This is a genomic window from Oleispirillum naphthae (genome assembly GCA_027864655.1).
GTDB classification, from domain to species: Bacteria; Pseudomonadota; Alphaproteobacteria; order Rhodospirillales; family Rhodospirillaceae; genus Oleispirillum; species Oleispirillum naphthae.
The window spans coordinates 129,473-153,348 of record JAQAZG010000006.1 but is presented as its reverse complement, the minus strand read 5'-3'; the positions used below and the strand labels follow the sequence as shown (position 1 = coordinate 153,348).

The 23,876-nt window shown below is 68.4% G+C and carries 21 protein-coding genes and 1 riboswitch; of the genes, 14 read left to right on the top strand and 7 right to left on the bottom strand.

The window, feature by feature from the left end:
- Positions 1-3 precede the first annotated feature (3 nt).
- A complete protein-coding gene (locus O7R11_RS08560; protein WP_337997087.1) occupies positions 4-429 on the top strand; it encodes a DUF1850 domain-containing protein in 426 nt (141 codons plus the stop codon).
- A 15-nt stretch (positions 430-444) separates the two neighbouring features.
- Here O7R11_RS08560 and O7R11_RS08555 read toward each other — a convergent pair whose 3' ends face one another.
- A complete protein-coding gene (locus O7R11_RS08555) occupies positions 445-2,550 on the bottom strand; it encodes an acetate--CoA ligase family protein (protein WP_337997086.1) in 2,106 nt (701 codons plus the stop codon).
- 739 nt (positions 2,551-3,289) lie between these two features.
- Positions 3,290-3,367, top strand: a riboswitch (SAM riboswitch).
- 44 nt (positions 3,368-3,411) lie between these two features.
- Here O7R11_RS08555 and O7R11_RS08550 point away from each other — a divergent pair.
- The 10 genes from O7R11_RS08550 to O7R11_RS08505 all read left to right on the top strand — a co-directional run bounded on the left by O7R11_RS08550 (position 3,412) and on the right by O7R11_RS08505 (position 14,993).
- Entirely contained in the window at positions 3,412-4,476 is a 1,065-nt protein-coding gene (locus O7R11_RS08550) for a methionine ABC transporter ATP-binding protein (protein ID WP_337997085.1), read from the top strand.
- Positions 4,445-5,104: a methionine ABC transporter permease gene (locus O7R11_RS08545; protein WP_337997084.1), complete on the top strand. Its 660-nt coding sequence runs from the start codon at positions 4,445-4,447 to the stop codon at positions 5,102-5,104. Before O7R11_RS08550 ends, O7R11_RS08545 begins: the two co-directional genes overlap by 32 nt.
- 36 nt (positions 5,105-5,140) lie before the next feature.
- Positions 5,141-5,935 (top strand): MetQ/NlpA family ABC transporter substrate-binding protein, encoded by a 795-nt coding sequence (locus O7R11_RS08540; protein WP_337997083.1) that lies wholly within the window; start codon positions 5,141-5,143, stop codon positions 5,933-5,935.
- A 24-nt stretch (positions 5,936-5,959) separates the two neighbouring features.
- Complete coding sequence (locus O7R11_RS08535; protein WP_337997082.1) at positions 5,960-6,757, top strand: MetQ/NlpA family ABC transporter substrate-binding protein; 798 nt, start codon at positions 5,960-5,962, stop codon at positions 6,755-6,757.
- Positions 6,758-6,796: 39 nt separating this feature from the next.
- Entirely contained in the window at positions 6,797-7,588 is a 792-nt protein-coding gene (locus O7R11_RS08530; RefSeq protein WP_337997081.1) for a MetQ/NlpA family ABC transporter substrate-binding protein, read from the top strand.
- 234 nt (positions 7,589-7,822) lie between these two features.
- A complete protein-coding gene (locus O7R11_RS08525; protein ID WP_337997080.1) occupies positions 7,823-9,964 on the top strand; it encodes a sensor histidine kinase in 2,142 nt (713 codons plus the stop codon).
- Positions 9,945-10,403, top strand: a complete 459-nt coding sequence (locus tag O7R11_RS08520; RefSeq protein ID WP_337997079.1) for a response regulator — start codon at positions 9,945-9,947, stop codon at positions 10,401-10,403. The genes O7R11_RS08525 and O7R11_RS08520 overlap by 20 nt, the downstream gene beginning before the upstream one ends.
- Positions 10,396-12,138 (top strand): putative bifunctional diguanylate cyclase/phosphodiesterase, encoded by a 1,743-nt coding sequence (locus tag O7R11_RS08515; RefSeq protein WP_337997078.1) that lies wholly within the window; start codon positions 10,396-10,398, stop codon positions 12,136-12,138. The genes O7R11_RS08520 and O7R11_RS08515 overlap by 8 nt, the downstream gene beginning before the upstream one ends.
- A 281-nt stretch (positions 12,139-12,419) precedes the next feature.
- A complete protein-coding gene (locus O7R11_RS08510; protein ID WP_337997077.1) occupies positions 12,420-12,887 on the top strand; it encodes a cache domain-containing protein in 468 nt (155 codons plus the stop codon).
- Positions 12,888-12,974: 87 nt separating this feature from the next.
- Positions 12,975-14,993, top strand: coding sequence for a methyl-accepting chemotaxis protein (locus O7R11_RS08505; protein WP_337997076.1), 2,019 nt, complete (start codon positions 12,975-12,977; stop codon positions 14,991-14,993).
- Positions 14,994-15,084: 91 nt separating this feature from the next.
- On the opposite strand, the gene O7R11_RS08500 is transcribed toward O7R11_RS08505, so the two are convergent.
- From O7R11_RS08500 to O7R11_RS08480, 5 genes are all read right to left on the bottom strand, one after another.
- The gene (locus O7R11_RS08500; protein ID WP_337997075.1) at positions 15,085-16,536 is read right to left on the bottom strand and encodes a methyl-accepting chemotaxis protein; all 1,452 of its coding nucleotides are present in this window, start codon (positions 16,534-16,536) and stop codon (positions 15,085-15,087) included.
- Positions 16,537-16,665: 129 nt separating this feature from the next.
- Positions 16,666-17,652, bottom strand: coding sequence for a nucleoside recognition domain-containing protein (locus O7R11_RS08495; protein WP_337997074.1), 987 nt, complete (start codon positions 17,650-17,652; stop codon positions 16,666-16,668).
- Between the two features lie 73 nt (positions 17,653-17,725).
- Positions 17,726-18,022, bottom strand: a complete 297-nt coding sequence (locus O7R11_RS08490) for a hypothetical protein (RefSeq protein WP_337997073.1) — start codon at positions 18,020-18,022, stop codon at positions 17,726-17,728.
- Positions 18,023-18,129: 107 nt separating this feature from the next.
- Positions 18,130-19,458, bottom strand: coding sequence for a hypothetical protein (locus O7R11_RS08485; RefSeq protein WP_337997072.1), 1,329 nt, complete (start codon positions 19,456-19,458; stop codon positions 18,130-18,132).
- Between the two features lie 2 nt (positions 19,459-19,460).
- Positions 19,461-20,129: an XRE family transcriptional regulator gene (locus O7R11_RS08480; protein ID WP_337997071.1), complete on the bottom strand. Its 669-nt coding sequence runs from the start codon at positions 20,127-20,129 to the stop codon at positions 19,461-19,463.
- Between the two features lie 204 nt (positions 20,130-20,333).
- Between O7R11_RS08480 and O7R11_RS08475 the strand changes: the two genes are divergently transcribed.
- From O7R11_RS08475 to O7R11_RS08465, 3 genes are read left to right on the top strand one after another with little or no spacing between them, the layout of a single operon-like run.
- Positions 20,334-20,591, top strand: a complete 258-nt coding sequence (locus tag O7R11_RS08475; protein ID WP_337997070.1) for a hypothetical protein — start codon at positions 20,334-20,336, stop codon at positions 20,589-20,591.
- A gap of 8 nt (positions 20,592-20,599) precedes the next feature.
- The gene (locus tag O7R11_RS08470; RefSeq protein WP_337997069.1) at positions 20,600-21,016 is read left to right on the top strand and encodes a hypothetical protein; all 417 of its coding nucleotides are present in this window, start codon (positions 20,600-20,602) and stop codon (positions 21,014-21,016) included.
- Positions 21,009-22,337, top strand: a complete 1,329-nt coding sequence (locus O7R11_RS08465) for a hypothetical protein (protein ID WP_337997068.1) — start codon at positions 21,009-21,011, stop codon at positions 22,335-22,337. Before O7R11_RS08470 ends, O7R11_RS08465 begins: the two co-directional genes overlap by 8 nt.
- Before the next feature lie 178 nt (positions 22,338-22,515).
- Here O7R11_RS08465 and O7R11_RS08460 read toward each other — a convergent pair whose 3' ends face one another.
- On the bottom strand, positions 22,516-23,673 hold the full coding sequence (locus O7R11_RS08460; protein ID WP_337997067.1) for a pentapeptide repeat-containing protein: 1,158 nt from the start codon (positions 23,671-23,673) through the stop codon (positions 22,516-22,518).
- Positions 23,674-23,876 lie beyond the last annotated feature (203 nt).

Sequence of the window (23,876 nt, the reverse complement as noted above, 5' to 3'; positions counted from 1 at the left end):
GGGGTGGTTCCGGCATTGCTGTGCGTGGCGGCGGGGAGCTTCTCCGTCGCCATCTACGCGCCGCGCTTCACGCTTTCCTGGGAACATTCCATCGAGCATGTGGAGTGGCGCGAGACCTGGCGCGTCCACACCAAGACGATGCGCATCGTCGAGGCGCGGATCAAGGGCACCGGCGCGGGCATGGAGCCGCCGAAGGACGCGGTGCTGAAGGACGGCTGGTTCGTCTATGTGCCGAAGGTGCGGCCGCAGACCCGCCTGGTGATGCCGGACAGCGCCTATGCCAAACCGATGCGGCTGTGCCTGCCGGGCGACAAATGCCGCCCGATCCGCGCCTTCCTGCCGCGCGAGGCGCCGAGGGACGCCCCGGTGATTCTCACCCTCGAAGACGAAAAAGGGTGCCGTCCGCAGCCGGACGGCACCCCGCGTTAGGTCAGGCCGCCCGCCCTATTCGGAGAGCGCCAGCCGCACGTCGGCGACGATCGCCTTTTCGGCGTTGACCAGAACCGGGTTGAAGTCCGCCTCGACGATTTCCGGGAAGTCCATCGCCATCTGCGACATCGCGACCAGGATATCCTCGAGCGCCTGAAGGTTCACCGGCTTCTCGCCGCGCGCCCCGGCGAGCAGCTTGTAGGACTTGATCTCGCCGATCATCGCCCGCGCCTCCGCGCGCGTCACCGGCGCGAGGCGGAAGGAGATGTCCTTGAGGATCTCCACGTAGATGCCGCCTAGGCCGAACATCAGCAGCGGCCCGAACCGCGGGTCGCGCTTGAAGCCGATGATCAGCTCCTTGCAGCCCTTGGGGGCCATCTCCTGCACCAGGCAGCCGGCGATCTTGGCGTCGGGGCGCATCCGCGCCGCCTGCGCGGTGATCGCGGTGAAGGCGGCCGCCACTTCGTCCGCGCTGGCGAGGCCGACCTTGACGCCGCCGACGTCGGACTTGTGCGAGATCTGCGGCGAGGCGATCTTCAGCACCACCGGGAAGCCGATCTTGGTGGCCGCCGCCGCCGCCTCCTTGGCGGTGGTGGTGAGCGCGGTCTGCGGCGTCGGCAGGCCGTAGGCGGAGAGCACCGACTGCGCCTGGAACTCGACGATCTCGGTGGCGCCGGTGGAGCGGGCCTCGGCGATCACCTTGCGCGCCGCCGCCTGGTTGCGCGCCACGTCCGGATAGGCCGCGGGCGCGGCGGTGGTCCACAGGTAGTGGCCGTACATCGCCTCGGCGCAGGCGATCAGCGGTTCGAGGTAGACCGAGAAGGGAATCCCCGCCTCGCGCAGCAGGACCTGGCCGGTCTTGATGCGCAGGCCGCCCATGAAGTTGACGAAGAACGGCTTGTCGCTCGTCCTCGCGACGTCGATCACCGCCTTGGCGGTCTCGTCGATCTCCGCCGAGGCGGTGGGCGACAGCAGCACCAGGACGATGTGCACGTTGGGGTCGGCGGCGACGATCTCCAGGGTCTTGCGGTAGCGTTCCGCCGGGGCGTCGCCGATGATGTCGATCGGGTTGGCCACCGAGGCGAAGGCGGGCAGCACCGCCTTCAGCTTCGCCGCGGTCTCCGGCATTACCTGCGCCACTTCGAGGCTGGACTTCTCGGTGGCGTCGGCGGCCATGGCGCCCGGCCCGCCGGAGTTGGTGATGATCGCGAGCCCCGGCCCCTTGGGCAGCGGCTGGGTGGAGAACGCCTGGGCGTAGTCGAAGAGTTCCGCCATGTTCTCGGCGCGGACCACCCCGGTCTTGCGGAAGGCGGCGGTGTAGGCGGCGTCGTCGCCCGCGATCGCCCCGGTGTGGGAGGAGGCGGCCTTGGCGCCCGCGGCGGTGGTGCCGGACTTGATGATGATCACCGGCTTCTTGCGCGTCACCTCGGGGGCCTTCTTCATGAAGTGCGGGCCGTCCTCGACGTTCTCCAGGTAGCCGACGATCACCGAGGTCTCCGGATCGTCGGAGAGGGAATCGAGCATGTCGGCTTCGTTGATCACCGCCTTGTTGCCGAGCGAGACGAACTTCGAGAAGCCGACGTTTTCGCCCTGCGCCCAGTCGAGGATCGCGGTGCACAGAGCGCCCGACTGCGAGAAGCAGGCGATGGTGCCGGTGAGCGCATTGCCCGCGGCGAACGAGGCGTTGACCTTGCCGCCGGTGCTGATCAGGCCGAGGCAGTTGGGGCCGACCATGGCGATGTCGTTGGCCTCGCAGATTTCGATCAGGCGGCGCTCCAGCGCCGCGCCGTCGCCGCCGACCTCCTTGAAGCCCGCGGTGATGACGATGGCGGCGCGTGCCTTGCGGCGCGCCAGCGCCTCCATGGCGGGCACCACGCCCGCCACCGGCAGTACGATCACCGCGAGGTCCAGGCCCTCGGGCAAAGCTTCGATGGTTTTGACGGTGGGCAGGCCGAGGATTTCGTCCCGCGTCGGGTTGACCGGGATCAGGGTGCCTTGGAAGCCGGCATCCAGCATGTTGGCGACCACCGAGTATCCCACTTTGCCGGGAGAGGCGGAGGCGCCGATCACGGCGACTGTCTGGGGGTTGAACAGCGCGGGGATATTGCTTTCGAGACTCATGGGAGAATGACCTCTGCTACAGGGTGCCGCGGGAAACCGGGGGAGCGGCGCGCGGCGATAGTTTCTTTCGGACAGGCCGAAGCAGGCGGAAACGGCCGTCTGCGGGGGCCGGGGGAGCGCCGAAACGGAGCGCCGATTATAATCGTGCGGAAATTTCCGTAGGCGTGAAACGAAAATCTCCAAAAGCCGGGAGACGGCCTTTGGGGTAAAATACCCGGGCCGTCCCGTCGTGGAGACTGAGTTCCGGCGTGGCGGCGAGGGGGGATACCAGACTAGAGGCCGAGAGTATGCCTCCGACGGCCGGGCAGGTTCAACCCGTTCGGGTGGGAAATCGACTCGCCGGGTGGAGAGCCGCGCTGCGCTTTGCTTCCGGCCGCCGGGTGGGGTGGGGGCGCGGGCTTCTCCGGCGGCGCGGCGCGGCGCGCACCGGCGAATCGGCGAAGCCGGGGCGAGGAAAATCACATCGGCGAAATGTTTTTCCGCCTGTTTCTACAAGCGGACTTCGACCGGCGCGCGGCGGCGGCGGTTTTTTGTGGAAATTCTTGCAGAGCCCGCCAAAAGCGTTGATTCGTGCGGCGTGGCGGCGCTTTCGCGCCGTATTGCGGCGTCCGAGGGAAGCCTGCAATGGCTTGAAACGCAACGGGAAATCCAGAGGAATGGAAAAGCCGCGGCGGCCGGTTTATAACATTTTAAAAATGTATATAAAAATTCTTTGACACGAAGAGCGAGTGGTTTTATGACTTCCAGTCGCGCCGATTTGAGCGATCAGCTTGCGGGCGCGGTATAAATGCAGCTAAAGCGTCGGGACAGTATCCGCCCGGCCTCAGGCTGCGGCGGTTTTTTCGTGTCCAAGGCGTTGAAATGATCCGTTTGGAAGGTTTGGAGAAGGTCTACCCGGCGGCGCACGGCAAGCCCGCGCACCATGCCTTGAGGGGCGTCGATCTGGAAATCGGCAAGGGCGAGATCTTCGGCATCATCGGACGGTCGGGGGCGGGCAAGAGCACGCTGATCCGCACCGTCAACCGGCTGGAAGAGGCGACCGGCGGCCGCGTCGTCGTCGATGGCGTGGACATCGCGCAGCTTTCCAGCGCCGATCTCACCGCTTTCCGGCGGCGCACCGGCATGGTGTTCCAGCACTTCAACCTGCTGTCCTCGCGCACCGTCTACGGCAACGTGGCGCTGCCGCTGGAGCTGGCCGGGATTCCGAAGGCGGAGATCGCCGCCCGCGTCGCGCCGCTCCTCGACATCGTCGGCCTTTCCGACAAGTCGGACCGCTACCCGGCGGAGCTTTCCGGCGGGCAGAAGCAGCGCGTCGGCATCGCCCGCGCCCTGGTGGCGGAGCCCAAGGTGCTGCTCTGCGACGAGGTGACCTCGGCGCTCGACCCGGAGACGACGCAGCAGATTCTCGACCTTCTGCGCGACATCAACCGCCGCCTCAAGCTCACCATGATGGTGATCACCCACGAGATGAGCGTGGTGCGCGAACTCTGCGACCGCGTCGCGGTGATCGACGACGGCATGATCGTCGAGCAGGGCAACGTCTTCGACGTGTTCGTCAAGCCGCAGCATCCGACCACCCAGGCGCTGATCGCGGGCGAGATCGAGGCGGCGCTGCCGAAATCGCTGCGCCGCATCATCAACGAAGGCCCGGCGGGCGCGGGCGAGAACCCGGTGGTGAAGATCGTGTTCACCGGCCCCAACGCCTACGACCCGATCATCAGCCAGTTGTCCCGCATCGCGGGGATCGATTTCAACATTCTCGCCGGGCAGGTGGACTACATCCAGAACCGCCCGTTCGGCATCCTGTTCGTCGAGGCGAAGGGCGGTCTGGCGGAGGCCGAGAAGGCCATCGCCTTCGTCCGGTCCCGCAACCTGAACGCGGAGGTGATCGGCCATGTCGATCCAAATGCTGTCCCTGCTGGCTGACGCGGGGTTCGAGACCGCCTACATGGTGCTGGCCGCCCTGTCCATCGGCACCCTGCTCGGCGCGCCGCTCGGCGTGCTGCTCGCCACCTCCGGGCGCGGCGAGCTGTTCCCCCTGCCGGCGTTCAACCGCGTCGTCGGCGCGCTGGTCAACGCCACCCGCTCCATCCCCTTCATCATCCTCGCGGTGGCGATCATCCCGTTCACCCGCCTGGTGGCGGGCACCTCGATCGGCACCAGCGCGGCGATCGTGCCCTTGACCGTGGCGGCCACGCCCTTCATCGCGCGGATCATCGAGGGCGCGGTGCGCGGCGTCGATGCCGGGCTCATCGAGGCGGCGCAGGCGATGGGGGCGAAGCCCCTGCAGATCGTCTTCAAGGTGCTGCTGCCCGAGGCGCTGCCCGCCATCGTGCTCGGCCTGACGCTGACCACGGTGCTGCTCATCGGCTATTCGGCGATGGTCGGCGCGGTCGGCGGCGGCGGCCTGGGCGACCTCGGCATCCGCTACGGCTACCAGCGCTTCCGCCCCGACGTGATGGCCTCGGTGGTGGTGGTGCTGATCGCCGTGGTGCAACTCATCCAAACCGCGGGCGACCGTCTCGCCCGCCGCCTCAACAAGCGCGTGCGGTGACCCCGCGCCCTTCCGCCCCCGAGAGGAGCCCGTTCCATGACCCTGTCGAGTTTCCTGCGCAGCGCGCTCGCCGCCGCCTTCGGCATCGCCGTTGCCGCAGCCCCCGCCGCCGCCAAGGCCTATAAGGTCGGCGTCACCCAAGGACCGCACGAGCAGGTCGCCGAGTTCGTCAAGGGCGAGCTGGCGAAGAAGGGAATCGATATCGAGGTGGTGGGCTTCTCCGACTACGTGCTGCCCAACCAGGCGCTCAACGACGGCGACCTCGACCTCAATTCCTTCCAGCACCAGCCCTACCTCGACAACCAGATCAAGGACCGCGGCTACAAGCTGGCGACCATCGGCAAGTCGATCATCCTGCCCATGGGCATCTACTCCGACAAGGTGAAGTCGTTCGCCGGTCTCAAGGCCGGGGACCGCATCGGCCTGCCCAACGACCCCACCAACGGCGGCCGCGCGCTCTTGCTGATGCAGCGTGCGGGCCTGATCAAGCTCAACCCCAAGGCGGGGCTGCGCGCCGGGGTGCCCGATATCATCGGCAACCCCAAGGGCCTGAAGTTCGTGGAGCTCGATGCGGCGCAACTGCCGCGCGCCATCCCGGACCTCGCCGCCGCCGCGGTCAACACCAACTATGCGATCCAGGCGGGCCTGGTGCCGACCCGGGATGCGCTGATCGTCGAGAACGCGGAAAGCCCGTACGCCTGCGTCATCGCGGTGCGCGCCGACAACAAGGATGCCCCCTGGGCGAAGGCGTTCGTCGCGGCCTATAATTCCGAGCCGGTGCGCCAGTTCATTCTGACCACCTTCAAGGGCAGCATCGTGCCCGCGTTCTAACCGACGGCAGCAAAGAAGGCGAAGATGATGAAAACGATGGTGAAGGTGCTGTGTGCGGCCCTTGCGGCGGCGGGCCTGTCCGCCGCGGCGGACGCCGCTGAGGTGAAGACCATCCGGGTCGGCGTCACCCCGGGCATCCACGAGCAGGTGGCGGAGTTCGTCAAGCCCCTGGTGGAGAAGAAGGGCTATGCGGTGAAGATCACCACCTTCTCCGACTACGTGCTGCCCAACCAGGCGCTCGCCGACGGCGACATCGACATCAACATCTTCCAGCACAAGCCGTACCTGGACACGCAGGTGAAGGACCGCGGCCTCAAGCTGATCTCGGCGGGCACCAACTTCATCGCGCCGATGGGCTTCTATTCGCAGAAGATCAAGACGATGGCGGAGCTGAAGGACGGCGACAAGATCGCCATCCCCAACGACCCGAGCAACGGCGGGCGCGCCCTGCTGCTGTTGCAGAAGTTCGGGATACTTAAGGTCAAGACCGCCCCGGGCGCGATCCCCAGCGTCATCGACGTCCGGGAAAACCCCAAGCACATCAAGCTCGTCGAGCTGGATGCGGCGCAGTTGCCGCGCTCCCTGCCCGACGTCACGGTGGCGGCGATCAACACCAACTACGCGGTCTCCGCGGGGATGAACCCGGCGAAGGATTCCATCGCCCGCGAGGGCGCGGACAGCCCGTACGCCAACATCTTCGCCATCCGCGCCGCGGATAAGGACGCCGCGTGGGTCAAGGCCTACGTCTCGGCCTACCAGTCCGAGCCGGTGCGCCAGTTCATTCTCGAAACCGGCAAGGGCGCGATCCTGCCCGCGTTCTGACCGGGGCATGAGAAAACGCAAGCACGGAGGACAAACCCGATGAACCGTTTCGCCATCGCCCTGGCCGGGGCGCTTCTGGCGCTGCCCGCGCTTGCGCCCGCGGACGCCGCGGCGCGCACCTACACCGTCGGCGTCACCCCGGGCACGCACGAGCGCACCATGGAGTTCGTCAAGCCGCTGCTGGCCAAGAAGGGCATCGACATCAAGATCGTGTCCTTCTCCGACTACGTGCTGCCGAACCAGGCGGTGGACAGCGGCGATCTCGACATGAATGCCTTCCAGCACCAGCCCTATCTCGACAACCAGGTGAAGGACCGCGGCTACAAGCTGGTTTCGGTCGGCACCAACTTCGTCGAGCCGATGGGAGTCTACTCGACGAAGATCAAGTCGCTTGCCGAACTGAAGGCGGGCGACCGGGTGGCCATCCCCAACGATCCGACCAACGGCGGGCGGGCGCTGCTGCTGTTGCAGAAGCGCGGGCTGATCAAGCTCGCGCCCGGCGCCGCGCTCACCGCCGGAGTGGTGGACATCGCCGGGAACCCGAAGAAGCTCCGCTTCGTCGAGCTGGACGCGGCGCAACTGCCGCGCTCGCTGCCCGACGTCACCATCGCGGCGATCAACACCAACTACGCGCTGGAGGCGAACCTGGTGCCGACCAGGGACGCCCTGGCGATCGAGGCGGCGGACAGCCCGTACGCCAACATCTTCGTGGTGCACGCCAGGAACAAGGACGCCGCCTGGGTGAAGGCGATCGTCTCCACCTATCAGACCGCACCGGTGCGCGACTTCATCCTCAAGACCTTCAAGGGCGCGGTGGCGCCGGCCTTCTAGGCGTTTCGTCCGGACGCGACGGCAAGAAAACGGCGGGCTTCGGCCCGCCGTTTTCGTTTTGCGGCGATTCTCGCGGGCCTCCGTTGTTTCCATGTCCGGCATGCCCATGTTAACCTTACGTTGCATATCCATTCGCGGGAAGAACGTGAGGGACGTTCCCGGTGTGCGGCATGCGGCGTCATCGCCTGGGCCGGTCCGCCCTTCTCCGGACCGGAAGAGGGAAAAGCAAGTCTCATGCGAAGCCTGCCGCGTCTGTGGATTTTCGCCTTGGTGCTGGTCCTGATTCTCATCGGGTTCGGCGGCTGGCGGTATTTACAGGAGCAGGAAACCCGCGCACGCCGCGAGGCGGAGGACAACCTGCGCGCCATCGCCGTGCTCAAGGTGGTGGAAATCCACGAATGGTTGCGCAACCGCCTGTCCGACGCCCAGGTTCTGGCCTCCAACCCGACGATCAACCGGGTGATGCGGGTGTGGGCGATGACCGAGCCGCAAGCTCATGCGACCTGGAGCGACGGCCCCCTGGCCGCGGTGCAGGAACGCCTGCTCCTGGTGCAGGAAGCCTATCAGTACAACGACATCCGCCTGGTCGATGGCGGAAACCGGTTGATCGTCGGCATCAAGCCGCAGTCCTCCGGCGCCGAGGACGCGGGCACCGTGAAAACGCTTTCCCGCGCGCGTGCGACCGGCGCGCCCGCCTTCGGCGATTTCAATCTCTCGGCCGCGGGCCGTCCGGTGATCGACGTGGCGGTGCCGCTCTTCGCCTACGATGCGGAGGAGGGGCTGCGCGCCGCCGGTCTGGCGCTGGTGCTGGAGATCGACCCCGACAATTACCTTTATCCGCTGCTGCGGCGCTGGCCGATGGCCAGCCGCACCGCCGAGACGCTGCTGGCGCGGAAAGACGGCGGCGACGTGGTGTTTCTCACCCCGCTGCGCCACCGCGACGATGCGCCGCTCACCTTCCGGCATCCCGCGGACGACCCTCACCTGCCGGCGGCGCGCGCCCTGAGGGGGGAGGCCGACGTGCTGAGCGGCCCGGACTATCGCGGCGAGCCGGTGCTCGCGGTGGGCATGCCGGTGCCGGGCACCGCCTGGGTGCTGATCTCCAAGGTCGATTCCATGGAGGCGCTGGCGGCGCAGCGCCGCGAGGCGCTGCTGGGGGTGTGGGCGCTGCTCGCCGCGGGCGTGGCGGTGGTGGCGGTGACCCTGGTGGCATGGAACGAGGCGGTGAGCGGCCAGCGCGACAAGGTGCTGCGGGCGCGCGCCGCGGCGCTGGCGCACGAGGCACGGCTCGCCTCGATCTTCCGCGCCGCGCCGATCGGCATCGGCATCGTCGAGAAGCGCCGCTTCGTCGAGATCAACGAGAGCCTGTGCACGCTCACCGGCTATCTCCACGACGAACTGATCGGCCAGACCACGCAGATGCTCTATGCCACTGCGGCGGAATTCGAGCACGCCGGGCGGGAATCCACGGCGCAGCTTGCGGAGGTCGGCTTCTCCTCGCTGGAGACGCGTTGGCGCCACAAGGACGGCCACATCATCAACGTGCTGATCAACGGCGCGCCCCTGGCGCAGGAGGGCGCGTCCGAGCGCGTCAGCTTCACCATCACCGACATCACCCAGCGCAAGCGCCAGGAGCGGCAGCTGCGCCGCCGCCGCGACGAACTGGAACGCAGCAACAAGGAACTCGCCACCTTCGCCTATGTCGCCTCCCACGACCTGCGCTCGCCCTTGCGCGGCATCAGCCAGCTTGCGCAATGGATCGTCGAGGACATGCCGGACGGCCTGCCGGACGAGGTCGCCGAGCATCTGCGGATGATGCAAAGCCGCATCTCCCGCATGGAGGGGCTGCTCGACGACCTGCTCGCCTATTCGCGGGTCGGGCGCATCGAGGGCGACATCGTTGCGGTGGACGTGACGGAGCTCTGCCGCGACCTCTTCGACCTGCTGGCGCCGCCCGTCGGCTTCCGCCTCGAACTCGGCGAGGACCTGCCGGTGTTCTCCACCCTGGTCACGCCGCTTACCCTGGTGCTGCGCAACCTCATCGGCAACGCCATCAAGCACCGCGTCCGCGACGAAGGCACGATCGCGGTTTCGGCGCGGCACGAGAGCGGCGTCTACGTCTTCACCGTGGCCGACGACGGGCCGGGCATTCCGCCGGAATACCACGAGCGCGTCTTCGGCCTGTTCCAGACCCTGCGCCCGCGCGACGAGGTGGAGGGCAGCGGCATGGGCCTCGCCCTGGTGCGCAAGATCGTCGAACTCTACGGCGGCACGGTGCGCCTGGACTCCGATGGCGAAAGCGGCAGCCGCTTCATCTTCACCTGGCCCGATGAATCTAAATTGAGGGAGACTCTCGATGCCCGAAACGCCGCCTGATGCCAAAGTGGTCACCCTGCTGCTGGTCGAGGACGACGACGTGGACGCCATGGGCGTGGAGCGCGCCCTGAAGAAGCGGCGCATCGCCAACCCGTTGATCCGCGCCCGCGACGGCATCGAGGCGCTGGAATTTCTGCGCGGCGACAAGGTGGAGCGGCCCTTCCTCATCCTCCTCGACCTCAACATGCCGCGCATGGGCGGGCTGGAGTTCATCCGGACCCTGCGCGCCGACCCGGACCTCTCCGACGCCGTGGTGTTCGTGCTCACCACTTCGAAGTCCGACGAGGACATGGCCGCGGCCTATCGCGCGCACGTTGCGGGCTACATCGTGAAAAGCGAGATCGGCAACTGCTTCAACGATCTCGTCGAACTGCTCGACGCCTACTGGCAGGTGGTCGAACTGCCCGCGCGGCTGGCCGGAGTGCAACGCCGTGTCTGAATCCGGAGCGAACCTGCAGTCCGATGCGCCCGATGCGATGCGGCTGCTTCTGGTGGACGACGACGAGATCGACCGCAAGGCGATCCTGCGCGCCCTGCGGCAGTGGAGCTGCCCGCACGTCGTCACCGAGGCGGCGACCGCCGACGAGGCGCTACAGACCTTCGCCCACGGCAGCTTCGACGCGGTGCTTCTGGACTATCGCCTGCCGGACATGGACGGCCTCGAGGTGCTGCGGCGGATGAACTCGCGCCGCCTCGGCTCCACCGCGATCCTGATGCTCACCGGCATGGACAACGACGACCTCGCCACCCAGTGCATCGAGGCGGGGGCTCAGGACTTCCTGTTGAAGCAGGAGGTTTCCCCCCGGCACCTGCAGCGCGCGGTCACCCACGCGCGGATGCGCCACCGCATCGAACTCGCCCTGGTGGAAAGCCACGAGCGCCTGCGCGAACTCGCCGAGCAGGACCCGCTCACCGGGCTGGCCAACCGTTATTTCTTCGACCAGAGCCTGCGCGCGGCGATTCCGCGGACGCGGCGCTACGGCCTCAATCTCGCCCTCCTGCTGCTCGACATCGACAACTTCAAGCTGATCAACGACAGCCACGGCCACGACGTCGGCGACCAGTTGCTGCGCGCCGTCGCCCAGCGGCTGGCCGAGGTCACCCGCGAGGGCGACATCCTCTGCCGCCTCGGCGGCGACGAGTTCGCCATCCTCGCCTTCCAGGTCGGCCACGACGACAGCATCCATCTGTTGTCGCAGCGCCTTCTTGCGGCGATGTCGGCGCCGGTGGAGATCAACGGCGCGGCGCTGCCCGCCACCGTCAGCATCGGCATCGCGATTTCCCCCGACAATACCTCCGACGCCGACGAGCTGTTCAAATGCGCCGACCTCGCGATGTACCGGGCGAAGCGCGACGGACGCAACCAGGCGCACTACTTCTCCGAGGATCTGCACCGCCAGGTGATGCGGCGCGTGCAGACCGAGCGGGACCTGCGCAGCGCGCTCGCCCGCAGCGAGTTCGAGGTGTTCTATCAGCCGCAGATAGACGTCCTGGACGGCAGCATCTGCGGCGCCGAGGCGCTGGTGCGCTGGCGCCATCCGGAGCGCGGTCTGCTCTGCCCCGGCGAGTTTCTCGACGTGGCGGAGGACACCGGCCTGATCGAGCAGCTCGGCCTCTGGGTGCTGGAGGCCGCCTGCGCCGACGCCGCCGGGGGCGGCCTGGACTGCGGCACGCCGTTGTTCCGCGTCGCGGTCAACCTGTCGGCGCGGCAATTGCGGGCGAGCGGCCTGGTGGATGCGGTGCGCGGCGCGCTCGACCGTTCCGGCCTGCCGCCCGAACGCCTGGAGCTGGAAATCACCGAGAGCACCCTGATCGCCGATATCGACAGCAGCATGCAAACCCTCGAGGAGATCGCGGCGCTCGGCGTCGATATCGTGCTCGACGATTTCGGCACCGGATATTCCTCGCTCAGCTACCTCAAGCGTCTGCCGATCTCGACGCTCAAGGTGGACAAGTCGTTCCTCTCCCAGGTGCCGGAAGGGGAAAAGGACAAGCGTTTGCTCGAAGCGCTGATCCACATGGCGCGCGCCATGGGCTTCCGCGTCATCGTCGAGGGCGTGGAGCGCCCGGAGCAGGCGGGGATTTGCCGCACCTACGGCGCGGACGCGATGCAGGGCTTCCTCTTCGCGCGCCCGATGCCGCGGCAGGAACTGGCGGCGCGCTTGCGCGGTTAGGAAAAATACGCCCACAGAAACGCCCCGGCCGCCGATCCGGTCGGGGTGCGTACAGTCGTGTTCATTCTGTGCTTCCCGCTTGCCGTGTAGGAGGCTATTCTACTTCGGGGCGATGCTCAAAATCTGGGGAAGTCGTTTTGGGCGTTACACCGAAGCCTGCAGGTTGTTTTCATGAAAACAATGAAAGAACCTGGAGGGGGGACGATTATTTAAAACGGCTCCAGGGTTTTCTTCGCCGCAGGAGTTCGCGTTACGTCACTCAGGAAATCAGGGGAGACATCATGAAAAATATCATTCGGGGAGTTTTCGTCGCGCTGGCCATGGTTCTCGGCGTCGGCCTGACCGCTCCGGCCCAGGCGGCCGATTTCGCCAGCCCGGCGGAAGCCCAGGCGATGCTCGACAAGGCGGTCGCCTACGTGAAGGCGAACGGCGTGGAAAAGGCCGCGGCGGCCTTCATGGACCCGAAGGGCGGGTTCCGCGACCGCGACCTTTACGTCAGCATGTCGCGGATGTCCGACGGCGTGCGTCTGGCGCATGTGAACCCGAAGGCGGTGGGCAAGTCCCTTTACGGTTCCACCGACGTGGACGGCAAGCCCTACGGCGACGAGATGATGGAACTCGCCTCCACCAAGGGCAAGGGCGTGGTCAACTATCGCTTCCCGAACCCGGTGACCAAGCAGCCGATGGACAAGGTGAGCTATGTCGAGAAGGTCGGCGACGTGGTTCTCCTGGTCGGCGCCTACAAATAGCAGCCCGCAGGACATCGTTTCCGGACTGCCGGCCCCAGGGACGGCAGTCCGGACCAAGCCAAGCGAAAAACCGGTAGGGGGAACGCCATGTCCAAGCGTCCGAAGGCCGCGGGTTTGCCGATTTCCGGCATCGGGGGGCGGATTTATCTCGGTTTTGCACCGATTCTGGTGCTCTTGATGGTGGTCGCGGGGGCCGGCCTCACTTCGCTGTCCTCGGTCACCGGCAACATGATGCAGATTTCGCAGGCAAGCCGGCGCATGGAGAGCATCTCGACCCTGGAGCGCGATATCCTGAGCTTTCAGGCGGTGATGACGGTCTACCTGCAGCACGGCAGCCTGTTCGTTCTCGACGAGGTGAACAAGAGCTTGAATGCGGCGAAAGACGGCGCCTCGGGACTGCAATCCAGCAAGGATGCGGGCCTCGCCGCGGCGGGCGGCGAGGTGGGCAAGCACATCGAGGTGCTGGGCGGCAAGGTGGCGCGCGCCGAGGAACTGTTCGGCAAATACAACGTCGCGATGAGTTCCGGCATCAAGCGCGCGGTGCGCGGCCTGCACCTGATTCTCAATCAGGTCGGCCAGAACGCCACCGACCTCAACGATGCGGTCGGCGAGGCGGTGGCGACGACCGCCCTGAGCGACCTGATGACCGCGGAAATCCGCATCGGCGAGTTCCTCGCCACCCCGGCGCAGTGGGCGCGCACCAGCGCCGACAAGGCGCTCGTCACCCTCGGCAGTTCGATCAATCTGTTCAAGGCGCAGACCAGGGGCCGCTACCCCGAGCAGGAAAAGAAGCTCGAATCCTTCTATGACGTCTATCGCCAGAGCTTCGCCACCGCGGCCGACATCGCCACCGAGATCAACGAGATCTCCACCAAGCAGGTGCCGACGGAAATCCGCGAGGCGCAGAAGGTGATGTCCGCGGCGGTCGCCGCGCAGAAGGCGGATCTCGACCGCATCGATGCGGCCTCGCAGGATGCGGCGGGCAAGAGCATGCACGTGATGAGCTGGTCCACCGGCGTCGCCCTGCTGATGGGGCTGGCGATCGCGTGGGTCGTCGGGCGCGGCATCGTCGGCCCGGTGAAGCGCGTCACCGAGACCACCACCCGGCTGGCGGAAGGCGACCTCGAACTCGAAGTCACGGAGACCGAGCGCAAGGACGAGGTGGGCGCCATGGCGCGGGCGCTCAAGGTGTTCCAGACCAACCTGCTCGCGGTGCACGAGCGCGACGCCAAGGTGAAGGCGGAGCTGGAGCGGGAGCGCCGCCGCGTGCTGCACGAGTTGGCCGACAGCCTGGAGCAGGAAATCGTCGCGGTGGTGCAGGCGGTCGGCGAGGCTGCGGAGGGGATGAAGGCCAGCTCCAGCACCATGTCCGGGGCGGCCAGCCAGACCTCGGAGCAGGCGTCGTTGGTGGCGGGCGCGGCCAGTCAGGCCTCGCAGAACGTGCAGAACGTCGCCGCCGCCTCGGAGGAACTCTACAACTCCATCGCCGAGATCGCGCGTCAGGTGACGCACTCCTCCGACGTGGCGCGCCAGGCGAGCCTGCGCGCCGGCGACATCCAGGCCAAGGTGACGGCGCTCAACGCCACGGCGGAAGAGATCGGCACCGTGGTCGAACTGATCAACGGCATCGCGGCGCAGACCAACCTCTTGGCGCTCAACGCCACGATCGAGGCGGCGCGCGCCGGAGATGCGGGCAAGGGCTTCGCCGTGGTCGCGGGCGAGGTCAAGGACCTGGCCACCCAGACCTCCAAGGCGACGGAGGAAATCGGCGAGCGCATCCGCGCCATCCAGGCGGAAACCCTGGAGGCGGTGGACGCCATTGCGGGCATCGCCCAGATCATCGAGGAACTGGACAGCATCGCCTCGACCATCGCCGCCTCGGTGGAGGAGCAGGGCGCCGCGACGCAGGAGATCGCCCGCAACGTGCAGGAGGCCTCCAACGGCACCTCCGAGGTCACCAGCGGCATCGAGACCTTCAGCGTCGTCGCCGAGCAGACCGGCCGCGTCTCCAAGGACGTGCTGGTCGCGGCGGATGAGGTCTCGGCCCGCGCCGAACAGCTCAACGGCATCGTCGAGCAGTTTCTCGGCCGCATCCGCAGCGCCTGACGGGGGAAGGGCAGCTGCAAAGGCCGCGGCGTACGCCGCGGCCTTTTTCGTTGCCGTTGCGGAATGGAAAACTGCGTTCGCAGTTTTGATCTCAGGCGGCGATGCCCTGCCGCACCTCGGTGAGCAGGCGGAGCACCCGATCCGAGGCTTTTTCCAGGTCGGCGAGCGCGGCGAGCGCGGCCTCGCGGTCGTGCGCTGAGATCGCCGCGAGCATGCGGCGCCCCGCCGCGTGCACCGCGCGGTGCGGTTCCTCCAGGGCGGCAAAGGCGGGGAGCGCACGAATCTGCCCGGCGTTGCAGGCGTCGTACCACTTGCCGAGGCGGCAGGCGTGATGGTCGGCGAGCGTGCCGGGGACGATGGTCTCGCGCCCGACCAGGGCGGCGACGAGGCGCTTCTTGAAGACGACGTGGTCGAGCCGGGCGCGTTCCACCAGGTCGCGGGCGTTGCCTTCGCGCACCAGGGAGGCGATGCTGGTTTCCAGCCCTGCGCCGATGCGCTGCACCGCGTCGAGCACCTGGAGGATTTCGCCGCGGTTGCGTTCCGAGAGTCCGGCCAGGCGGCTGGAGTTGCGCGAAACCTCCTCGGCCACGGCGTTCTGGTGGTCGAGCACGCGGGCGATCTCGCCCATCTGCCGGTTCACCGCGCGCGCCTGTTCGAGAATGTCGGCCAGCGCCGTCTCCAGGCCGTCGGCGGCCTCGCGGCCCTGGCGCACGGCATCCGCGCCGTTGCTCATCGCGGAGGAGATATCCCCCATTTCGCTGCGCAGGCGAGTGATCCGCGCGGCGATATCCTCCGCCGCCTTGGCCGACTGCTGCGCCAGGTTCTTCACCTCGCCCGCGACCACGGCGAAGCCCTTGCCCGCCTCTCCGGCGCGCGCCGCCTCGATCGTGGCGTTGAGGGCGAGCAGGTTGGTCTGCGCGGCGATCGCCTCGATCTCGCGGGTGATGCCGCCGATCTCCTCCGAGGCCTGGTCGAGGCGCTGCGTCGTCGCCGCGGCGGTGGAGACCGACCGCTCGATCAGCGACATCGCCCGCGCCGTGCCCCCCGCCGCGTCGGCGCCGGTTTCGGCGGCGTGCTGGGTGCGCTCCGCCTGTGCCGAGGCGCTGGCGCTGCTCTCGGTGATGACGCCGATCGAAGCCGTGAGCTGCTCGGCGGAGGCCGCCATATCCTGCCCCGCGCCGCGCGCCTCCTCCACCGAGAGCAGCAGCATCGCCACCGCGGTCAGCGCTTCTTGCGATTCGATCGCCGCGTGCACTGCCTTGGCCAGGCGCTCTTCGGTCTCCGCGCCGTCGTCCGGAGGCGGTGCGGCCTCCGCCGCGAGGGGGGGCGTCTCCACCACCGGAGGCGGCGGCGGAATCGCCGCCGCGGCGCGGACGCGGGCATCGGCGCCCGCCCCGGCGAGGAAGCCGAGCACGCCGGAGGCGGCGGCTCCGGCGAGAATCAGCGCCGGAGAGGCGGCGGAAGCGGCAAATCCTGCGGCGGCGGCAATGGCGGCGCAGAGAAGGCAAAACCACCAGCGGAAGGCGGTGCCGGGTTTGTCCATGGAGAGTTCCTTTGCGTCGGGGAAAACGGCGGGAACATTGGAACAAATATAAAAACGGCTTCCACATTAGGATAAAGAGGGAAGCCGCGGCAATAGACGTTTTTTCGATATGGGTATTCGCCGTGCGGTTCAGGCCGCCGCCTGGCGCGGCATCCACAGGAAGCGGGTCTTCGCCGCCTCGGGCAGCCGCCGCACGAGGCGCACCAGCACGGCGGTGAACAGCAGGCACGCCGCCAGGCGGATCCACAGCACGCCGTTGATCTCCGCGCCGATCAGCAGCATCAGCACGGTATCCTCGATCAGCGAGTGGCAGATGCCCATGAAGGAGAGGGAAAAGAACACGTCCTCGGGGGCGAGTTCGCCGCTGCGCGCGTCCTTGAGGATGATGCCGGAACCGTAGGACAGCCCGAGCGTCATGCCGATCATGGTGATCGTCGAGGCCTTGGCGCCGATGCCGATGAGGCGCATCACCGGCTCCATGGCGCGGCTGATCGCGTTGAGCGCGCCGACCGCCCGCAGGCAGCGCATCGCCACCAGCAGCGTGAAGATCACCACGGAAATCGACAACAGCTTCTTCGCCTCGCCGAGCGCCCAGGCGGCGATGGAAGGATCGGCGGCTGCGCCGGGCAGGGGGATCGCCGCGACGTCCTGGTACATGCCGGTGGCGGAGGTGAACGCGGAATAGGCGATGCCGAAGGCGAGCGCCACGCCGACGCGGATCACCGCCTGGCCGAGGAAGCGCGCGCCGCAGCGGTGGGCGATGCCCGCCTCCACCGGCAGGCCGTGGGCGATCAGCATCATCGCCCCCAGGGTGGTGACCTGCGCCACGCTGAGCGGCTCGGCGCTGCCCTGCGCCAGTTGCAGAAAGATGATGATCCCGGCATAGACGCCGTTGAGCAGCGCCGCGGCCCAGGCCAGGCCCATTTCGGCGGGCAGGCCGACGAGGTTCATCAGGGGCTGCAGCGGCAGTGCGAGATAGCGGATGAGGTCGAACTCCTGCAGCACCTTCACCGCGACGATCGCCGGGATCATCACCAGGTAGAGGTCGCGGGAGACCCGCAGGGTGTCGCGTGCGATGTCGAAAAAGGCGGAACGGACGGAGCGCACAAGGCTCATGGAGGAGAATCCCGGAGTCTGGGGGCGGGGAGGGCATATGTGTGCGCCGGATTGGGCGGCGGCGCAAGGCCGATCAATCGTCGTCGCGGCCCTGTGGCGCGGCGAAGCGGGTCGGCGGGCGGCGCAGCGGGCGCGGCGGCGAGAACTCGGCGATGTCGGTGGAATGCGGCGCGACCAGGGGCGCATCGCTGCGCCCGTCGGGCGTGGCCGCGGCAAGGCCCATTTCGCGCAGCAGCACGTCCATCGGCACGAAGCCCTCGGGGCGCGCGCTCGGCAGCCTGGGCGGCGTGGCCTCGGCGGAGGCGCGCAGCACCGGGCGGGGATGGGTGGCGGCATGGTCGAAGGTCTTTTTGGGCGGGAATCCGATCATCACACACCTTCCGGACACGGTTGCCGTGCTGACGCCGGAGTCAGCACATCATGCCTGCCGGGCGGGGGCAAGCCCCGAACGCGGCGGAGGGGAATCCTCCTTTGCGGTCAAGGGTGCGCATTCCACGCGACGATGCTGTCCAGCATCCCGGCCCAGGTGGCGCACAAGGCGACTCGCATGGCGTCCTCCCCCGGCGGCGTGCCGGGGGCCGTATCGGCGGCGGCGAAGGGGGCTTGCGCCTCCTGCCGGGTGGAGAGCAGGGGGCGTCCGTCCGCCTCGGAGACGAGGTAAGTGGCGGCGACATCGGCGGAACCCTGCCCCGCCTTGGTCTGGCGGATCTGCGTGGCGAGGGCTTCGAGGCGGATGGTGATGGGTTTGCCGCCGGCGCTCCACACCGTGGCGAGCGGCGCGCCGTCGCTGTTCCATTCGCGCAGGCGGGCGAGCGCCGGGGAGGGAGCGCCGTCGATGGCGTTCAGCCGAAAGGGCAGCTTGTGGTTTTGCGCCGTGGAGTGCAGTGCCGTGGCCTCGGCGGCGGCGGCGCGCAGGGCGGGCACGACGCGCGCCATCGCCGCCTGCGCCGCCGCGGCGATGGCGGCGTCCACCGGCGAGATGCCGGCGAGCAGAGCGGTGTGGCGGTTGGCCTCGCCCCGGCCTTTCACCGTGTCGTTCCAGACGCCGGCGCCGCCCGGCAGAACCAGGGTCAGCGACATCTCGACTTCGGCCTGGGCGGCCTCGCTCCATGCGGGCGAGGTCTCGCGGAAGGAAAGGGCGGCGACGCGCAAGGAGAGGACCGGCTGCTTCGCCTGCGCCGGGCCGGGCAGCAGTATGTCGAGGGTGGTCTTCAGCCGCGCGGCGAAGTCCGCGGTGCGTGCCGGCGTTTCGAGGGGGCTGTCGAGCGCCACATCGGCGACCAGGGGGCGGTCCGCGGCGGCGTGGTCCGCCTTCACCTCGGCCCACAACAGGTGTGCGAAGGCGTCGAGGTTGGTGGAAAAGGCGCGGTAGCGCGCGGCGCGCTGCGTGGACTGGCGCAGCGGCAGGGAATCGCGCACCGTCACCCGTGCGGAGGTGGCGATGCGGTCGTTGAAGAGGACCCGCCCGGCCGGGTCGGTGACGCGGTAGAGGATGGCGGCGCGTCCGATGCCGACGCCGTCGGGATCGACCGTGGAGGCGCTTTCCACCTCGCGCAGATCCACCGTCACTCCGGCGGTGGCCTTGTCGCGGAACACGCCGCTGTCGCGCAACTGGCGCAGCACCATGTCGCGCACCGCGGCGTTCACCGCCTCGCGCCGGTCGGTGCGGGAGAACGTGACGTCGGCGAGGCGGAAAGGCACCGGCGGGCCGGGAAAGCGCCAGGTCTCGAACGCCGCTTCGGCGGCGTGCGGCAGGGACGTAAGCGCCAGGCAAAGCGCGAGAACGGAGCGGCGGACCGGAAGCATCGCTAGATCCCGAAAAGTTCGTTCAACGTCAGAATGCGGTGGACGGCGCGGATGCTGGCCATCGGCAAGGCGATCTCGGCGCGCGGGTTGAGCTGTTCTAGAAATAGGGTCTCTTCGGAGCGCCGCAACAGGCGCTTGCAATAGGCGGAGACTGCGCCGTCCCGTCCGTCCGTCACCTGCACCACCACGTAGTCGCCGACCCGGGTCGGGCGGCGCTCGCTGACGTAGATCAGCTCCCCCTCCTCGAAGCGGGGGGACATGCTGTCGCCGACCACGTAAAGGGCATAGATGTCGCGCGCGCCGCCGAGGCCGGGTGGGCGGCGCACGAAGTCGATCGGGCAGGCGTCCACCTGGAAGGCGCCCTGAAGGCTGCCCGCTGCGGTGCCGAGCACCGGCACGTCGCGCGGCATGTCGGCGCGCGGCGGCGGGTCCGCGCTCTCCCACAGGCCGACCGGCGCGGCGGCGGGCGGCGCGTCGATCAGCCAGTCCATGGAACAGTCGAGGGCGCGGGCGAGCTTCATCAGGCTGTCGGCGCGCGGCTGCTTGGAGCGCTCGCGCAGCACGTTGCGGATGGTGTCGGGGTGCAAGCCGGCATCCAGGGAGGCGGCGCGCGGCGTTTTTCCCATGGTTTGCAGGCGGTCGCGAACGCGGCTCTTGAGACGTTCGTTCATCGTGCGGGTATTTAACCCTAAATTGCCCGCGCTGTCACCGGATTTTGCCGCATTATTTTCTATAACTTCAGAAAATAAAGGGTTTTTTCGCCTCATGTAAGGGCAATATGCGGGCAATTGCAACCTTGCATCTTGACTTCGGGCAATTGCCCGTATAATATCGGGCATTCGAAGGCGCCGGGGCAAGGGCGCGGAAGCGGTGGGGTGAGCATGGACAAGGCGGCGTGCGGACTCGCGGAGGCGGAACGGCTGGCGTCCGCACTGGTGGCGGGACAGACGGGCAGGCTGCCGTCCGACATCGCCATCTACCGCCGCGTCGTGGCGCGCGATCTGGCGCAGGTCCCGGCGGAGCGGGCGCGCGCCGCGGTGGCCCGCCTCGCCGCGCTCGGCGCACTGCCGTCGCGCGCCGAAATCGCGCTCGCCTGCGCGCCTGCGGACGACACCCAACCTTCCCGACCGTAAGGACTCCCATGCAGCAAGACGACCCCTCCGTGCCGCGCCGGGAAACCGCGCGGCGCAAGTTCCTCTCCGCATTGGCGGAAACCGGCAGCGTGCGCGCCGCGGCGGCGGCCTCCGGGCGGGCGCGCAGTGCCTGGCTCGGCCTGCGCGGCCGCGACCCGGTCTTCGCCGCGGCGTGGGACCAGGCGTTGGAAGCCTATGTCGAGCTGCTGGAGGCGGAGGCCGACCGCCGCGCGGTGCTGGGCGAGGAGGAGCCGGTGTTCTACGGCGGCAAGCAGGTGGGCGCACGCGCCAGGCCGTCCGACAGCCTGCTGATGTTCCGCCTCAAGGCGCTGCGGCCGGGGCGCTACCGCAACGGCGCGGACGAGGCGGCGGAGGCGCTGACGGTGACGGTGCGGGATTTTTCAGGCGGAGACGGCGATGCCTGAGATTCTCCTTCCCCACGCCTGGGAGCCCAGGGCCTACCAGCTTCCCTTCCTGCGCCACATGGAGCGCTTCGCCACTGGCGGCGGCGGGCGCGCCGTGCTGGTCTGGCACCGCCGCTCCGGCAAGGACGCGACGGTGCTCAACTTCACCGCCTGCGCGGCGCACCGCCGCATCGGCGTCTACTGGCACATGCTGCCCACCGCCACCCAGGCGCGCAAGGCGGTGTGGGACGGTATCGACGCGTCCGGCAAAAAAGTGCTGGAACAGGCGTTCCCGCGCGCCCTGCGCGCCGCCACCAATACCACGGAGATGAAGATCGAGCTGAAGTGCGGCTCGATCTGGCAACTCGTCGGCTCCGACAACTACAACGCCCTGGTGGGGGCCAACCCGGTGGGCGTGGCGTTCTCGGAATACAGCCTCGCCGATCCGGCGGCGTGGGACTACGTGCGTCCCATCCTCGCGGAGAACGGCGGCTGGGCGGCGTTCATCTTCACCCCGCGCGGCCGCAACCACGGCCATGCGCTGCTGGAGATGGCGCGGCGGAACCCCGACTGGTTCGCCCAGGTGCTGACGGTGGACGACACCCGCCGCGCCGACGGCTCCCCGGTGATCGGCCCCGCCGCCATCGCCGAGGACCGCGCCGCGGGCATGGCGGAGGAAATGCTGCGCCAGGAATACTGGTGCAGCTTCGACGCGGCGCTCACCGGCAGCTACTACGGCCGCGTGCTGGAGGCGGCGCGGCGCGAGGGCCGCATCTGCGCCGTGGCGTGGGAACCGGCGCTGCCGGTGGAAACCTGGTGGGACCTCGGCATCGGCGATTCCACCGCGATCTGGTTCGCCCAGCGCACGGGGGAGGAGGTGCGCCTGATCGACTACCTGGAGGCCTCGGGCGAGGGGCTGCCCTACTACGCCGATGCGCTCAAGGCCAGGCCCTACGCCTATGGCCGCCACCTCGCCCCCCACGACATCGAGGTGCGCGAACTCGGCACCGGCAAGAGCCGCCGCGAGACCGCGCTCAGGCTCGGCATCCGCTTCGAGGTCGCGCCCGCGCAATCCCTCGCCGACGGCATCGAGGCGGCGCGGGCGATGCTGCCCGCCTGCTGGTTCGACGAGGAAAAATGCGCCCGCGGCCTCGCCGCGCTCACCCAGTACCGCCGCGCCTGGAACGACAAGACGCAGGACTTCAGCGCCACGCCGCTGCATAACTGGTGCTCGCACGGCGCGGACGCTTTCCGCTACGGCGCGGTGGCGCGCGGCGCGGGCAAACTGGGCCGCGCGCAACTTGCCGCGCCGCACGCATTCCCGGTGCTGGGGGGGAGGTAAAAAACCAGGCCGGGCGTTGCCCGGACCCGCAAGGGGCCGGGAGGCCCCTTGACCCCATAACCGGCTTTTCGCCGCGCAGCAGCTATCGACCATCATGCGGCGTGACGGTTTTATCGCGCTACGCGCAAAAACCGGTCATGGGGTCCGGGGGCAGCGCCCCTGGCCTGGTTTTTCCCGCTCAATACCCGCCCTGCGGCTTGCGCATCGGCGGCAGGGGAATGCCGAGCGGCAGCTTGGGCCGGTTGCGCGCCTCGGTGTCCGGGTCCTCGGCGCCGCGGTAGTAGGTGGCGGCGATTTGCTCCGCGGTGAGGTTGCGCGCGCCGGTGAAGTCGGCGCCGGTGATGTCCGCGCCGTCGAGCACCGCGCCGATCATCTCCGCGCCGGTGAGCACCGCCCCGGCCAGCGAGGCCCCGGCGAGATGGGCATAGGAGAAGTCCGCGCCCTCGGCGTGCACCCAGGTGAGGTTGGCCTGTTCCAGGTCGGCGTTGGAGAGGTTGGCCTCCAGCATTTCGACCTTGCGCAGGTCGGCCTTCTGCAAGGTCGCGGAGTCGAGATGCGCGCCGTTGAGCAGGGCGCGCTGCATGCAGGTGCCGTCGAGCGCCGCATAGCCCAGCGCGGCGCGGTTGAGGTTGCAGCCGGTGAGGGTCGCGCCGGTGAACTCCGCATGTTCCAGCACCGCGTCTTCGAGGATCGCGCCGTTGAGGTCGCAGTCCCAGAACTTCGCCTCGTTGGCGAGGATGCGCGGCGCGTGCAGTTCGGAAAGATCGGCGTCGGGCAGGCTGGCGCGCACCAGGTTGGCGTCCGCCATTTCGGCGGCGCGCAGGTTGGCGTTGGCGAGGTTGGCTTCGTTGAGGTTGGCGCCGGGAAGCGCCGCGCCGCGCAGCATGGCGCGGGCCATGCGGGCGCGCTTCAGCGAACTGCGGGCGAAGGAGGCCCCCTCCAGGTGGGCGTTCTCCACCTCCACGCCGTCGAGCACGAGGTCGGAGAAGTCCTCCCGCGCCAGGTCCACGGCGTTGCGGTGCAGCCAGGAAAGCGCCGCAGCCTGCCCCACATCGCGCGGGGTGCCGCGCGCCACGGCGAGGGTGCGGCGTTTCGCCCCGGCGAGTCCGACGCGTTGGCCGTCGCGGAAGGCCCGCCACTTGCCCGGCCCGCCGAGGACGACGAAGGCGGCGGTGAGCACCGCGGCGACGGCGACGATGCCGGCCAGCACGCCGCCCATCTCGTCGCCGGTCAGCACCGCGGCTTCGAGCGGCGTGACGTGCGCGAATTTGGGCGGAAGGCTGCCGGAAGGCGGCAGGGACGGCATCGCAGACTCCAGCGGGATCCATGACTTCATTGACGAAATGCCTTTCTTCTCAGGAGGTTGGGGCTTCGCCACGCGAATGCGGGTCTGGACAGGTTTTCCCGGTCCCTTCATTCTGAAACCATGCGGCTGATTTGAAAAGACAAAATCGGTTTGCGCCGCGGCGGGCGGCAGCCCGGTGACGGCTGCGTTAACGCATTGACTTCCGGTGCCTTCCGATGCTGCACTGGGGGGGC

Coding starts and splice junctions, on each gene's coding strand:
- O7R11_RS08495 (WP_337997074.1), bottom strand. CDS start 17,652: ATGAGCCTTGTGCGCTCCGTCCGTTCCGCCTTTTTCGACATCGCACGC.
- O7R11_RS08485 (WP_337997072.1), bottom strand. CDS start 19,458: ATGCTTCCGGTCCGCCGCTCCGTTCTCGCGCTTTGCCTGGCGCTTACG.
- O7R11_RS08505 (WP_337997076.1), top strand. CDS start 12,975: ATGTCCAAGCGTCCGAAGGCCGCGGGTTTGCCGATTTCCGGCATCGGG.
- O7R11_RS08470 (WP_337997069.1), top strand. CDS start 20,600: ATGCAGCAAGACGACCCCTCCGTGCCGCGCCGGGAAACCGCGCGGCGC.
- O7R11_RS08525 (WP_337997080.1), top strand. CDS start 7,823: ATGCGAAGCCTGCCGCGTCTGTGGATTTTCGCCTTGGTGCTGGTCCTG.
- O7R11_RS08530 (WP_337997081.1), top strand. CDS start 6,797: ATGAACCGTTTCGCCATCGCCCTGGCCGGGGCGCTTCTGGCGCTGCCC.
- O7R11_RS08545 (WP_337997084.1), top strand. CDS start 4,445: ATGTCGATCCAAATGCTGTCCCTGCTGGCTGACGCGGGGTTCGAGACC.
- O7R11_RS08465 (WP_337997068.1), top strand. CDS start 21,009: ATGCCTGAGATTCTCCTTCCCCACGCCTGGGAGCCCAGGGCCTACCAG.
- O7R11_RS08510 (WP_337997077.1), top strand. CDS start 12,420: ATGAAAAATATCATTCGGGGAGTTTTCGTCGCGCTGGCCATGGTTCTC.
- O7R11_RS08535 (WP_337997082.1), top strand. CDS start 5,960: ATGATGAAAACGATGGTGAAGGTGCTGTGTGCGGCCCTTGCGGCGGCG.
- O7R11_RS08540 (WP_337997083.1), top strand. CDS start 5,141: ATGACCCTGTCGAGTTTCCTGCGCAGCGCGCTCGCCGCCGCCTTCGGC.
- O7R11_RS08460 (WP_337997067.1), bottom strand. CDS start 23,673: ATGAAGTCATGGATCCCGCTGGAGTCTGCGATGCCGTCCCTGCCGCCT.
- O7R11_RS08550 (WP_337997085.1), top strand. CDS start 3,412: ATGATCCGTTTGGAAGGTTTGGAGAAGGTCTACCCGGCGGCGCACGGC.
- O7R11_RS08555 (WP_337997086.1), bottom strand. CDS start 2,550: ATGAGTCTCGAAAGCAATATCCCCGCGCTGTTCAACCCCCAGACAGTC.
- O7R11_RS08490 (WP_337997073.1), bottom strand. CDS start 18,022: ATGATCGGATTCCCGCCCAAAAAGACCTTCGACCATGCCGCCACCCAT.
- O7R11_RS08480 (WP_337997071.1), bottom strand. CDS start 20,129: ATGAACGAACGTCTCAAGAGCCGCGTTCGCGACCGCCTGCAAACCATG.
- O7R11_RS08500 (WP_337997075.1), bottom strand. CDS start 16,536: ATGGACAAACCCGGCACCGCCTTCCGCTGGTGGTTTTGCCTTCTCTGC.
- O7R11_RS08520 (WP_337997079.1), top strand. CDS start 9,945: ATGCCCGAAACGCCGCCTGATGCCAAAGTGGTCACCCTGCTGCTGGTC.